The following is a 12,425-nucleotide window of genomic DNA, read 5'->3' on the forward strand; positions in this document are numbered from 1 at the left end:
ACCCGAGTCTAACCGGCGTCCCCGCCGCGGTCGCCGTCCAGGTCGCCGCGGGTGAGGGGGACCGCGTCGCCGCGGGGTGCGGCGGGCGGTTCATCCGCGGCGTCCGCGGGGTCGCCCGCGTCATGCGTGACGACGGGGCCCTCCCCCGCCGCGGGCTCCTCCGCGGCGGCGCCGGGGGCGTCGGCCTCGCCGGCGGCGTCGGCCGCGTCGATCGCGTCAGCCTCGTCGGCCTCGTCCCCGGCGTCAGCTTCGTCGGCGTCGTCCGCCAGGTCCGCGTCGTCGGCTTTGTCGGCTTCGTCGGCCTCGTCCGCCTCGTCGGCCCCGCCGGCCGCATCCGCCTCGCCGGCCTCGTCGGCCTCGTCGGCCGCGTCGGCGTCATCGGCGCCATCCGCCAAGTCCGCCTCGTCGGCCGCGTCGGCATCGTCCGCTTCATCGGCCTCGTCCGCTGCGTCCGCAGCGCCGTCGGCAGCGGCGTCGCCCGGGGCGTCGTCGCGCTTCCGCGCGGCCTCGGCTGCGGCGGCGGCCTCGGCCGCCTCCCGCGCGGCGCGCTCCTTCTCGGCCGCCGCGGCGCGGGCGTCCGCCCACGCCACGACGATGACCATGATGGCCGCCGGCGCGGCGACCCAGATGGACGTCAGCAGCGCCGTCTCGCCCCACGCCAGGCCCGACTGGCCGTACCAGCCGACCAGGCCGGAGGTCAGCCACGCCAGCAGGCCCATGAGCACGGCGGCGACGCCGGCGGCGACAACGACCGTCGCGTAGGGGTTCGGCGTCTCCTCGCGCCGGAGGAACCGCCACGTCCGCCACACCACCACGGCGACCGGGAGGATGAAGAGGCCCATGACGACCGGGGACCAGTAGGACTGCGGCATCGCCGCCATCACCGGCAGCGGCGGCACCGTGCCCGGGTCCACGTGGAAGAGATCGACGACCGCGGCGCCAAGGTTCGCGGGCGCGCCGACGAGGATGCCGGCGGCGGCCACCGCGATGTTCGGCAGGTACAGCGCCGACACGACGACGGAGCCGACCTGGCCGGCGGTGCCGGAGATCTCGCCGGTCCGCGCCCAGAGGTCGGCGACGGAGCGCCAGCTCACCGCCATCGCGACGAGCGACACCAGCAGCCCGGCCACCCACAGCCAGCCGACGATGGACACCGCCAGCCGCGCCGACGTCAGCGGCCACTCCGGCCACGCCCGCCGGCGCAGCAGCGCGGTGAGCAGCTTCGGGCCCAGACCCCACGCCAGCATGACGACGTGGATGACGACCGACGACGCGATGGCCGGCGCGAGCGGCGGGGCCGCGAGTTCCATCCTCGCCGACGCCTCCGACAGCACCAGCCACGCCAGGACGGTCAGCACCGCGGGCGTCAGGACGGTGAACGCGGCGAGGACGCGGACGTCGCGCACCGACACCGGTCCGGAGACCTCCCGCCGGATGCGCCAGGCGCCCCAGGCGGCGAACAGCATCGCGGGCAGCGCCGGGAGCATCCCCAGCGTCACGCCCTGCAGGGTCACGGAGCCGAGGTTCAGCGTCATCCACAGCGTCGCCACCGCCGACGGCATCGGCGCCCAGCCGACGCCGCGCAGCGTCGTGCCCAGCACGGCGCCGATGACGAGCAGCAGCACCGCCGCGCCGTCGATGCCGGCCATGGTGAGGCCGAAGCGGCGCAGGCGGGAGCCCAGGGTCGGGCCGCCGCGGCGGGGCTCCGGGCGGGGCGCGCCGGACGGGCGCTCGGCGGAGCCGGCGACGTCGCCGACGGCGGAGGCCTCCGCATGGACGTGCGTGGACTCGACCGGCGTCGTCGCCCCGGTCGCCGCGCGCACGCCGGAGGAGCGGCCGCGCCGCGATCGGCTGCGCCGCGAACCGGGGCGGGCCCCTCCGCCGGAGCCGCCGCCCCGGTTCCTGCGCGATCCGTCGGCCATGCCGTCAGCCTCCCGTCGTCGGTGTCCCGTTGCGCCCCCTACTTTGTCACCCGACCCGACACGAGGGCGGCAGGCGCCCCGGGCGGAGGCGCGCCCGGCCGCCGCCGGCGCCGCGCGTGACGACGTCCGCCGTCGCCCTCGGGCGACGTCCGCGCGCCCGCGGGGCGCTCCCCGGCGCCGCAGGGCGCTGTGAGATTTCCGACAGGAAAGGGCGCCGAATGCGGCGGCCCCGCACGCGTTTCCGTCACATCCGCATCACGGACCACCGGTTTCACGACGGACCGGCGTCCCGCGGGGGCGGCAACTCCGCCCGTCGCTGACCCGTCATCGGGCATGGGTTGTCATGCCGATCCCGTTTCGTTACAGTTCCCGAAGACGTTGCAAAATTGTTACGACCGGGAACGGGGTACACGAGTGGCCAACCAGGGCATGCGGAAGAAGGGCGGTGCGCACCGCCGTCGTCGCCAGACCTCGACGGGTCGCCTCGCCATCGCCACGCTGACGGCCACCGCCGTCTCCCTGGCCGGCGCCGGCACCGCCGCCGCCGACGAGCGCGCGACCGACGCCAAGGCCGACCAGCTGCCGGACCGCGCCGCGGACCGCGCTTCGGCCGACGTCCCCACCCTGATCACCGCCCAGGAGCTGCGCCCGGTCTCCAACATGAGCGCCCAGCTGGCCACCGCCCTCCAGTACAACAAGGAGCGCCTGGCCCGCGAGCGCGCCGCGTTCGGCCCGTCCGTCGCCATCCCGGCGATCGGCGCCCTGACCTCCGGCTTCGGCCCGCGCTGGGGCTCCTTCCACTACGGCGTCGACATCGCCAACGTGACCAACACCCCGATCCTGGCCGTCATGGACGGCACGGTCATCGACTCCGGCCCGGCCCAGGGCTACGGCCAGTGGATCCGCATCCGACACGACGACGGCGCGGTGTCCGTCTACGGCCACCTGGAGACCCTCGGCGTCGCCGTGGGCCAGCGCGTCCTCGCCGGCGAGCAGATCGGCGGCATGGGCAACCGCGGCTTCTCCACCGGCACGCACCTGCACTTCGAGATCCACCCGGACGGCGAGACCCCGGTCGACCCGGTCGCCTGGTTCATCGCCGAGGGCCTCAACCTGCAGTAGCCCCTCCCCCGGCCCGCCGGCCGCGGCGCGCGCCCCGCACCCGCGCCCGCCGGATTACGCGAAAAGCGCCCGCCTCCCCGGCGGGCGCTTTAGCGTCGGGGCCATGACGAGCACCGACGTGAGCACCACCCCCGCCGTCCCCGCGACCGCCGGCGAGTCCGGCCGCCCGGAGACGCGCACCATGCAGATGTGGCGGAAGCTGGCCGACCGTCCGGCGGGCACCCGCCTGTTCTCCGTCGCCGCGTCGCTGGCGGCGCCGTACTTCGCGACGGTCCTGCCGCACGTCACCGAGATGGAGGCCGGCCGCGCCGTCGTCCGCGCCCCGAAGTGGTGGGGCATCAACAACCACATCGGCACGTTCCACGCCATCGCCGCGTGCAACGTCGCGGAGATGGCGATGGGCATGCTGTGCGAGGCGTCCGTGCCCGCCACCCACCGCTGGGTGCCGAAGGCCATGGACGTGAAGTACAAGACCATCTCCAAGGGCGGCCTGACGGGCGTCGCGGAGGCCGACCTGCCGGACTTCGGCGCCATCACCCCGGAGACCGGCGGCGTGGACATGCCGGTGCGCATCACGCTCACCGACTCCCGCGGCACGGTCGTGCAGGAGTGCGTCATCACCACGTGGGTGACGGCGAAGAAGCCGAAGGCCTCCTAGCCCGCCGCCCCGCGCCGGAGCGGGGCCCGTGACGCGACGGCGGCGGCCCGCGGACCATCCGGGTCCGCGGGCCGCCGTCGTCATGCGCCGCCGCGTGCGGGCGCGGCCGCTACAGCTTCTCCATCGGCAGGCCGCCGATGAGCATCAGCCGCACCTTGCCGGCGGAGCCGAAGTCGATGGTCGCCGTCGCGCGCGGGCCGGCGCCGTCGACCTGGAGGACGGTGCCCAGGCCGTACTTGTCGTGCACCACCTTGTCGCCGGCGGCCAGCTGCAGCCCCGACGCCGGGGTGCGCGGGCCGGACGACGACGCGGACGACGACCGGGCTCCGCGGCGCGAGGTGCCGCGGCCGAACGCCGAGCCGTAGCCGCCGGAGCCGAAGCCCCCGCCGTAGCCGCCGGGGGCCGGGCCCGTCTCGCCCTCCCAGCCGATGAGGTCGTCCGGCACCTCGCCGAGGAACCGCGACGGCGGGTTCGACTGCGGGGCGCCCCACGAGGACCGGGTCTGGGCGCGCGTGAGGTACAGGCGCTCGCGGGCGCGGGTGATGCCGACGTAGGCCAGGCGGCGTTCCTCCGCCAGCTCCTTCGGGTCGCCCATGGCGCGCATGTGCGGGAACTGGCCGTCCTCCCAGCCGACGACGAACACGACCGGGAACTCCAGGCCCTTCGCCGTGTGCAGGGTCATGAGCGTGACGACGCCCCGCTCGTCGTCCGGGATCTGGTCCGCGTCGGCGACGAGGCTGACCTTCTCCAGGAACGCCTGGAGGCTGCCGGGCTCCGGCTCGCCCTCCTCGGCCACCGCCTCGCTCATCCGCGCCTCCGCGGAGAACTCGCGGCCGACCGAGACCAGCTCGTTGAGGTTGTCCAGGCGGGTGGCGTCCTGCGGGTCGTTCGACGCCTCCAGCTCCGCGCGGTAGCCGGTGCGGTCGAGGATCTCCTCCACCAGCGCGCCGACGTCGCCGTCCTCCGCGAGGAACCCCTGCAGCCCGTCGAGCAGCTCGACGAACCCGGCGATGGCGTTGCGGCCGCGGCCGGCGACCGCGGGAACCTCGCCGCGGGCGACGGCGCGCAGCGCGGCGCCGAAGGAGATCCCCATGTCCTCCGCGTGCAGGGCGGTCTGCGCCTGCGCCTTCGCGCCGATGCCGCGGCGCGGGACGTTGATGATGCGCCGCATCGACACGTCGTCGTCAGGGTTCACCAGGACGCGCAGGTAGGCGACGAGGTCGCGGACCTCGCGCCGCTCGTAGAAGCGGGTGCCGCCGACGACGGTGTAGGGCACGCCGAGGCGGATGAACACGTCCTCCAGCGCGCGGGAGGAGTTGTTGGTGCGGTAGAAGACCGCCATGTCGGCGTAGCGGTAGTCGCCGGAGTCGGCCAGGCGGTCGATCTCGGCGGCTACGAACCGCGCCTCGTCGTGCTCGTTGCCGGCGACGTAGCCGGAGATCTTCTCGCCCTCGCCGAGGTCGGTCCACAGCTTCTTCTCCCGCCGCCCCTCGTTGCGGGCGATGAGCGCGTTGGCGGCCGACAGGATGGTCTGGGTGGAGCGGTAGTTCTGCTCCAGCAGGATGGACTCCGCCTCCGGGTAGTCCTCCTCGAACTCCTCGATGTTGCGGATCGTCGCGCCGCGGAAGGCGTAGATGGACTGGTCGGAGTCGCCGACGACGCACAGCTCGCTGGCGTCCTCACCCTTGCCCACCAGGGCGCTGACCAGCGCGTACTGGGCGTGGTTGGTGTCCTGGTACTCGTCGACAAGCACGTGGCGGAAGCGGCGCCGGTAGTACTCGGCGACCTGCGGGTGCTGCCGGAAGATCCGGACGACCTCGCCGATGAGGTCGTCGAAGTCGACGGCGTTCGCCGCCCGCAGGCGCTTCTGGTACTCGGCGTAGACCCGCGCCACCGTCTCGTCGAACGGGTTGCGCGTCGTCGCCGCGTCCTCCGCCGCCTGCGCGGGGCCGGTCAGCTCGTTCTTCAGATTGGAGATGCGCGAGGACAGGACGCGGCCCGTGAACTTCTTCAGGTCCAGGTCCATGTCCTTCGCGATCATCGTCAGCAGCCGCCGCGAATCGTCCGCGTCGTAGATGGAGAAGTTGGAGTTCAGCCCGTCGACCAGGGCGTGCTGGTTGCGCAGGATGCGCACGCACGTCGAGTGGAACGTGGACACCCACATCCGCTGCGCCTGCGGGCCGACGAGCGCCGCGACGCGCTCGCGCATCTCCGCCGCCGCCTTGTTGGTGAAGGTGATGGCGAGGATCTGGCCCGGGTGCACGCCGCGGTGGGCGATGAGGTGCGCGATGCGCCGCGTCAGCACCGCCGTCTTGCCGGAGCCGGCACCGGCGACGATGAGCAGCGGACGGCCCTCGTGCACGACGGCGGCACGCTGCTGCGGGTTGAGGCCCTCCAGCAGATCCTCGCCGCCGAACGCGTCGCGCGCGTCCGGCCCGCCGGAGCCCGCGGCCTCGGCGCCGGCTCCCCCGCCCGCGGGCGCGAACGGGTTGCGCTCCCCCGTGCCCGCGGCGGCGACGGCCCCGAAGCCGACCGGGCCGGCCGAGCCGCCGAAGCCCCCGACGCCGCCCGCATCGGCCCCGCCGAACGGGTCGCGGTCGCCGGCGGCGCGGGCCCACCGGTCGGAGTCGGCGGCGGCGAACGGGTTCTCCTCCGCCGCCGGCCCGGCGTCCTCCGGGATCGGCTCGTCGGGGAACGGGGCCTCCGGCGGCGGCTCGTCGGCGGGCGGGGGCGGGAGCGGGATCTGATCGTCGGCCATGATGGCGACCAGCCTATCGGAGCCCCCGACACCGGTCCCGGGGCGGCCGCGGCCTGGCATGATGGGGGCATGAGCGAGCAGACCCCGGGGCGCGCCCCCGACACCGGCAACCCGATGATCGACGCCTTCGTGGTCCGCACCCCCACCGGCACCGACGACCCGCTGTCCAGCGAGGAGATCGAGCGCTACCGCGAGGAGATCAACCGCCTCGACGCCATCATCATCGACGCGATCACGCGCCGCACCGCGGTGAGCAAGGCCGTCGGCCGCACCCGCATGGGCTCGGGCGGCACGCGCCTGGTGCACGGCCGGGAGCTGCAGATCATCAACGAGTTCCGCGACAAGCTGGGCCCCGAGGGCCCCGCGGTCGCCTCCGCGCTGCTGCGGATGGGCCGCGGCCGGCTGGGCTGACCCCTCCCCTCCCCGGGCTTGACGACGGCGCCCGCCGCGGCCGCATGGCCGCGGCGGGCGCGCGTCGTCACGCGACGCGCGGGGACCACCGGAGACGGCGACGGCGGCCGCCGCGGCGCAACCGGTGCGCTGCGGCGGCCGCCGTCGTCACGCGGACCCCGGGCAGCCGGGGACCGCGGGAGCGTCTACGGCTCCAGGGAGATGAGCTTCTGCTCCAGGAACTCGTCGATGCCGGTGAAGCCGCCCTCGCGGCCGATGCCGGACTGCTTGACGCCGCCGAAGGGGGCGGAGGCGTCGGAGAGGCCGCCCTTGTTGACGGCGACCATGCCCGCCTCGAGGCGCTCGGCGGCGTCGAGGGCGGAGGTCAGGTTCTCGCTGAACAGGTACGCGGCCAGGCCGAACGGGGTGTCGTTGGCGTCGGCGATGGCGGCGTCGCGGTCGGTGAAGGTGGTGATGGCGACGACGGGGCCGAAGATCTCCTCCTCGATGATCTTCGCGTCCGCCGGCACGTCGGCCAGCACGGTCGGGGCGGACCAGTAGCCGTCGCCCTCCGGCACCTCGCCGGCGTAGACCACGCGGGCGCCCTTCTTCACCGCGTCGTCGACCAGGTCGGCGACGATCTCCTGCTGGGAGCGCATGGCCAGCGGGCCGAGCGTGGTCTCCGGGTCCGTGCCCGGGCCGACGCGCAGCTCGCGGAACATGTCGGCGACGCCCTCGGCGAAGCGCTCCGCCAGGGACTCGTGGACCAGGAAGCGGTTCGGGGCGATGCACACCTGGCCGCCGTTGCGCAGCTTCGAGCCCTTCACGCCGGCGATGGCCTTCTCCACGTCGCCGTCCTCGAAGACGACGTACGGGGCGTTGCCGCCGAGCTCGAGGGAGACCTTCATGGAGGTCTCCGCGGCCTTCGCGGCGAGCATCTGGCCGACCTCGGTGGAGCCGGTGAAGGTGAACTTCCGCAGGCGGTCGTCGTCCAGCAGCGCGGAGACGTTGGAGGACTTCGCCGCCGGCAGGACCTGGACGACGCCGGCGGGCACGCCCGCCTCGTCCAGGATCTTCGCCAGGAACAGCATGGTCAGCGGCGTCTTCGACGCGGGCTTGGCGATGATGGTGCAGCCCGCCGCCAGCGCCGGGGCGATCTTGCGGGTGCCCATGGCCAGCGGGAAGTTCCACGGGGTGATGGCCAGGCACGGGCCGACCGGCTGGCGGACCGTGAGGATGCGGGCGTTGCCCGACGGGGCGGTGCGGTAGTCGCCCGTGATGCGCACGGCCTCCTCCGCGAACCAGCGGAGGAACTCCGCGCCGTAGGTCACCTCGGCGGCGGAGTCCGGCAGGGCGCGGCCCATCTCCAGGGACTGGACGTAGGTCAGCTTCTCGGCGTTGGCGTTGATGAGCTCGAAGGCGCGGCGCAGGATCTCGCCGCGCTCGCGCGGCGGGGTGGCGGCCCAGGACTCCTGGGCGGCAACGGCGGCGTCGAGGGCGGCGCGGGCGTCCTCCTCGGTCGCCGCGGCGACCTCGGTCAGCACCTCGTCGGTGGCGGGGTCGCGCAGCTCGAACGTGCCGCCGTCCGAGGCGTCGCGGAACTCGCCGCCCAGGTACAGCCGGGTCGGCACGCCGTCGAGGATCTCGGCGGGGGTCTTCGCGGTGAAGGTGGAATCGGTCATGCCCCACAGTGTTACCCCCGAAAAGGTAAATGTCGATTGTTCGTTTTGGGGATCCTCCGCATTCGCCGCCGCGGGCGGCCGCTCCCCCGCCTCCCCGGAGCCCCGGCGGCGGGCGCGTGCCCGAACTACTCTGGGGGCAGCGACGCCGCCCGTGGCGCGGCGCCCGCGCCCCGGCCGCGCCCGCGCACCCCCGGCGGCGGGCGCCGGGCGGGCGGCGCGACGAACGACTCACGGCTGCGAGGGAGCGAGCATGACCCTGGACATCACCACGACCGGCGCCTGGAAGGCCCTGTCCGACCACGTCGAGACCATCGGCGCGACGAACCTGCGCGAGCTGTTCGCCGCCGACCCGGAGCGCGCCGCGAAGCTCACCGTCGACGCCGCCGGCCTGCACGTGGACCTGTCGAAGAACCTGGTGGACGACGCGACGCTGCAGTCGCTGCTGGACCTGGCCCGGGAGGCCGGCGTGGAGGACGCCCGCGAGGCGATGTTCTCCGGCGCCCACATCAACTCCACCGAGGACCGCGCGGTGCTGCACACCGCGCTGCGCATGCCGCCGGAGAAGGACCTGGAGGTCGACGGCCAGGACGTCGCCGCCGACGTGCACGAGGTGCTGGGCCGCATGCGCGACTTCGCCCGCGCCCTGCGCTCCGGCGACTGGCTGGGCCACACCGGCCACACCATCAAGACGATCGTCAACATCGGCATCGGCGGCTCCGACCTCGGCCCGGCGATGGTGACGAAGGCGCTGCGCACCTACGCCACCGCCGGCATCGACGCCCGCTTCGTCTCCAACGTCGACCCGTCGGATCTGCAGGCGGTGCTGGAGGAGGTCGACCCGGAGTCGACGCTGTTCGTCATCGCCTCCAAGACGTTCACCACGCAGGAGACGCTGGCGAACGCCCACGCCGCCCGCCGCTGGCTCATCGAGCAGCTGGGCGACGAGGCGGCCGTCGCCAAGCACTTCGTGGCGGTGTCGACGAACGCGGAGAAGGTCGCCGAGTTCGGCATCGACACGGACAACATGTACGGCTTCTGGGACTGGGTCGGCGGCCGCTACTCCGTCGACTCCGCCATCGGCCTGTCCGTCATGGCCGTCGTCGGCCCGCAGGACTTCACCCGCTTCCTGCAGGGCTTCGAGGCGATGGACCGCCACTTCCGCGAGGCCCCGGCGGAGCGCAACCTGCCGCTGCTCATGGGCCTGCTGGGCGTCTGGTACACGGACTTCCTGGGCTGCGAGTCCCACGCGGTCCTGCCGTACTCGGAGGACCTGTCGCGCTTCCCGGCGTACCTGCAGCAGCTGACCATGGAGTCCAACGGCAAGTCCGTGCGCGTCGACGGCACCCCGGTGACCTGCGCGACCGGCGAGATCTACTGGGGCGAGCCCGGCACGAACGGCCAGCACGCGTTCTACCAGCTGCTGCACCAGGGCACCCGCATGGTGCCGGCGGACTTCATCGGATTCGCCCGACCGCGCCAGGACCTGCCGACGGCCGACGGCTCCGGCTCCATGCACGACCTGCTGATGTCGAACTTCTTCGCGCAGACGAAGGTCCTCGCCTTCGGCAAGACGGCGGAGGAGATCGAGGCCGAGGGCGTGCCCGCCGAGCTGGTGAACCACAAGGTCATGCCGGGCAACCGCCCGACCACGACCATCCTCGCGGAGGAGCTGACCCCGGACGCCGTCGGCGCGCTCATCGCGCTGTACGAGCACATCACGTTCGTCCAGGGCGTCATCTGGGGCATCAACTCCTTCGACCAGTGGGGCGTGGAGCTGGGCAAGAAGCAGGCCGGCGACCTGCTTCCGGCGGTCACCGGCGAGGCGGCGGCGGACTCCGGCGACGCCTCCACCGACGCGCTGCTGGGCTGGTACCGCGACAACCGGTAGCGCCGGCAGGCGCGGGTCGCCCGTCGCGTGCGGCGCGCGGGTGCGCGCGTGACGCGGTCTCCGCGTGACGACGTCCGCCGCGCGGCGTCCGCGCCGCCGCGCCGGCCCGGGACGCGGGCCGGCATGCGCGTCGCGCGGCGACGGAAAAACGGGGCGGGCGCCACGGGGATGGATGTCCCCGGGGCGCCCGCCCCGTCGCCATGCGCGCGGCGGGGCCGCGTGGACCGCGGCCGCCTGCGCGTCGTCCGGACTAGACCGGGCAGACGACCTCGACGCGGACCTGCTCGACGCGGTTCTCGTCATCGTCGTGGTGGCCCTGGCCCTCGATGGTCCAGACGTCGCCGTCGCGGGTGACGGTCGCGCCCTCGGCGTCGCGGTCGTCGACCTCGACGTGGAGGTTCGCCGTGTCGATGTCCAGGCCCTCCAGGCGCGGGGTGCCCTGGTAGTCCTCGATCTCGATGTCGACCTGGCCGCGGGACTCGTCCGGGCCGGCCTCGACGTCGAGGTCGCGGTCGTCGACCTCGCAGCGCACCGGGGCGAACTCGCCCTCGACGTCATGGCCGCCGACCTGGACCGTCGCCGGGTCCTGGCCCAGCGGGGCGCCGGTGGCGGTGGTGGTGCCGCCGTCGGTGGCGGTGGTGGTGGCGGTGTCGTCGCCGGTGACCGCGTCGGCGGCCTTGTCGGTCACCGGGGCGGAGGTGACGACGGTGGCGTCGTCGTTGGAGCAGGCCGCCAGGCCGAGGGCCAGGGCCGGGACGGCGAACAGGGCGGCGGTGCGGGTGCGGAGCTTCATGGGCTGGGTCTCCTTCGTCGAAGATGTCGTTCGTGGTCGTGCACGGTCGTCGGCGGTCGCCGGCGGGCCGCGCCATGCGGCGGACCGTGGTGACACATCAAGGGTAACCGACGTTTACCGCCGATCCCCCTCCATGGCGGGAACCGATGCGGGACCGTTACCGGCCCGTTGCGCCGGTCGCGGCGTCAGCGCAGCGGGCCGCAGGGCGCCTCGACGCGGACGTCGCCGGAGGCGCCGTCGACGGCCTCCACGATCCACGTGCCGCCGTCCCGGGAGACCGTCGCGTCGCGGGCCTCGCGGCCCTCGATCTCGATCTCGGTGCCGCGGACCTCGATCTCCAGCTCCTCCAGGCGGGGTTCGGAGTCGAAGCGGTCGATCTCCAGCTCGACGACGCCGGTGGAGTCGTCGTCGCGGCCGGCCTCGATGTCCAGGTCGTCGCGATCGTCGTCATCGTCGTCGCCGATCTCGCAGCGCAGCGGGGCGAAGGGGCCGTCGAGCCGCTCGCCGGCGACGGTCACCGTCGCCTCCCCGCCACCGCCCGCGGGCGCGGACGATTCCGGGGAGCCGGTCGCCGCGGAGGACGCGGTCGCCTCCGCGGAGGACGGCGCGGCGCCGTCCCGCCCCTCACCCTCCGGCGGGCCGCCCTCGCGGACGGTTTCGGTGACGGTGGTGACGGTCGCGTCGTCGGAGACGGGCACGAGGTCCGCGCCGCCTCCGGAGCAGGCGGCCAGCGCGGCGGCGGTGGTGCCGGCGGCGACGAGCGCCATTGTGCGGGCGGTGATGGTGCGGGGGTTCATGTCGGATCGTGTCCTCTCGTTCGGCGCCGGGCGATTCCCGGCGCATCCGGTCCCCGTCCGATTCCATTCCCGTTCCTCATCGGCGGGGCACCTCCAGGCTAAGCACGGCGCATTCGCTCCCCCAAGGAATGTGAAGGAACTCTAATCCCCGTTTCACCAGGCCTTTTCGGGAATGAGCGCCCCGTCATCCTTCATCCCCGCTTCATCTTCGGCGTATACGATCTGGGCGCACGCCATATGCATCCGGGGAATCGTCCGGGGAATCGCCCGTGAAATCCGCGGGCATCGCATGCCGGAATCCGCCGGGCGATACCGCGGCGGCACCCCGGGGGGGGGAATCCGCCCGCGCATCGCGCGCCGCATACCGGCCCGCCCCGCCGCTCCCCAGCGCCCGCCGCGGATCCGCCCCGGACAC

9 protein-coding genes are annotated in these 12,425 nt (G+C 74.1%); 4 read left to right on the forward strand and 5 right to left on the reverse strand.

The features are described 5' to 3' along the window. Nucleotides 1–8: 8 nt before the first annotated feature. Nucleotides 9–1,922 (reverse strand): cell division protein PerM, encoded by a 1,914-nt coding sequence (locus QQS41_RS04435; protein WP_448851455.1) that lies wholly within the window; start codon nucleotides 1,920–1,922, stop codon nucleotides 9–11. A 414-nt stretch (nucleotides 1,923–2,336) separates the two neighbouring features. On the opposite strand from QQS41_RS04435, the gene QQS41_RS04440 reads away from it, so the two are divergent. After that, the gene (locus QQS41_RS04440) at nucleotides 2,337–3,044 is read left to right on the forward strand and encodes a M23 family metallopeptidase (protein WP_448851456.1); all 708 of its coding nucleotides are present in this window, start codon (nucleotides 2,337–2,339) and stop codon (nucleotides 3,042–3,044) included. A gap of 103 nt (nucleotides 3,045–3,147) precedes the next feature. Next, on the forward strand, nucleotides 3,148–3,702 hold the full coding sequence (locus QQS41_RS04445; RefSeq protein WP_448851457.1) for a hotdog fold domain-containing protein: 555 nt from the start codon (nucleotides 3,148–3,150) through the stop codon (nucleotides 3,700–3,702). Between the two features lie 109 nt (nucleotides 3,703–3,811). Here the strand turns inward: QQS41_RS04445 and pcrA are convergent, their stop codons facing one another. Next, nucleotides 3,812–6,460, reverse strand: a complete 2,649-nt coding sequence (gene pcrA / locus QQS41_RS04450) for a DNA helicase PcrA (RefSeq protein WP_448851458.1) — start codon at nucleotides 6,458–6,460, stop codon at nucleotides 3,812–3,814. Between the two features lie 114 nt (nucleotides 6,461–6,574). On the opposite strand from pcrA, the gene QQS41_RS04455 reads away from it, so the two are divergent. Then, nucleotides 6,575–6,871, forward strand: a complete 297-nt coding sequence (locus QQS41_RS04455) for a chorismate mutase (RefSeq protein WP_448851975.1) — start codon at nucleotides 6,575–6,577, stop codon at nucleotides 6,869–6,871. A 185-nt stretch (nucleotides 6,872–7,056) separates the two neighbouring features. On the opposite strand, the gene QQS41_RS04460 is transcribed toward QQS41_RS04455, so the two are convergent. Next, nucleotides 7,057–8,532, reverse strand: a complete 1,476-nt coding sequence (locus QQS41_RS04460; RefSeq protein WP_448851459.1) for an NAD-dependent succinate-semialdehyde dehydrogenase — start codon at nucleotides 8,530–8,532, stop codon at nucleotides 7,057–7,059. A gap of 250 nt (nucleotides 8,533–8,782) precedes the next feature. Here QQS41_RS04460 and pgi point away from each other — a divergent pair, with 250 nt between their 5' ends. Further along, nucleotides 8,783–10,420 carry a glucose-6-phosphate isomerase gene (gene pgi, locus QQS41_RS04465; RefSeq protein WP_448851460.1) on the forward strand — a complete coding sequence of 546 codons (1,638 nt, stop codon included), beginning with the start codon at nucleotides 8,783–8,785 and terminating at the stop codon, nucleotides 10,418–10,420. A gap of 250 nt (nucleotides 10,421–10,670) precedes the next feature. Here pgi and QQS41_RS04470 read toward each other — a convergent pair whose 3' ends face one another. Further along, complete coding sequence (locus QQS41_RS04470) at nucleotides 10,671–11,213, reverse strand: lipoprotein LpqH (RefSeq protein WP_448851461.1); 543 nt, start codon at nucleotides 11,211–11,213, stop codon at nucleotides 10,671–10,673. Nucleotides 11,214–11,398: 185 nt separating this feature from the next. Further along, on the reverse strand, nucleotides 11,399–12,010 hold the full coding sequence (locus QQS41_RS04475; RefSeq protein ID WP_448851462.1) for a lipoprotein LpqH: 612 nt from the start codon (nucleotides 12,008–12,010) through the stop codon (nucleotides 11,399–11,401). Nucleotides 12,011–12,425 lie beyond the last annotated feature (415 nt).

Source organism: Corynebacterium sp. 335C, from assembly GCF_053525695.1.

What these genes read in the sequence shown, in the direction of transcription:
- QQS41_RS04445 (WP_448851457.1), top strand. Translation starts at nt 3,148, where the DNA reads ATGACGAGCACCGACGTGAGCACCACCCCCGCCGTCCCCGCGACCGCC.
- QQS41_RS04435 (WP_448851455.1), bottom strand. Translation starts at nt 1,922, where the DNA reads ATGGCCGACGGATCGCGCAGGAACCGGGGCGGCGGCTCCGGCGGAGGG.
- QQS41_RS04460 (WP_448851459.1), bottom strand. Translation starts at nt 8,532, where the DNA reads ATGACCGATTCCACCTTCACCGCGAAGACCCCCGCCGAGATCCTCGAC.
- pcrA (WP_448851458.1), bottom strand. Translation starts at nt 6,460, where the DNA reads ATGGCCGACGATCAGATCCCGCTCCCGCCCCCGCCCGCCGACGAGCCG.
- pgi (WP_448851460.1), top strand. Translation starts at nt 8,783, where the DNA reads ATGACCCTGGACATCACCACGACCGGCGCCTGGAAGGCCCTGTCCGAC.
- QQS41_RS04470 (WP_448851461.1), bottom strand. Translation starts at nt 11,213, where the DNA reads ATGAAGCTCCGCACCCGCACCGCCGCCCTGTTCGCCGTCCCGGCCCTG.
- QQS41_RS04455 (WP_448851975.1), top strand. Translation starts at nt 6,575, where the DNA reads ATGATCGACGCCTTCGTGGTCCGCACCCCCACCGGCACCGACGACCCG.
- QQS41_RS04475 (WP_448851462.1), bottom strand. Translation starts at nt 12,010, where the DNA reads ATGAACCCCCGCACCATCACCGCCCGCACAATGGCGCTCGTCGCCGCC.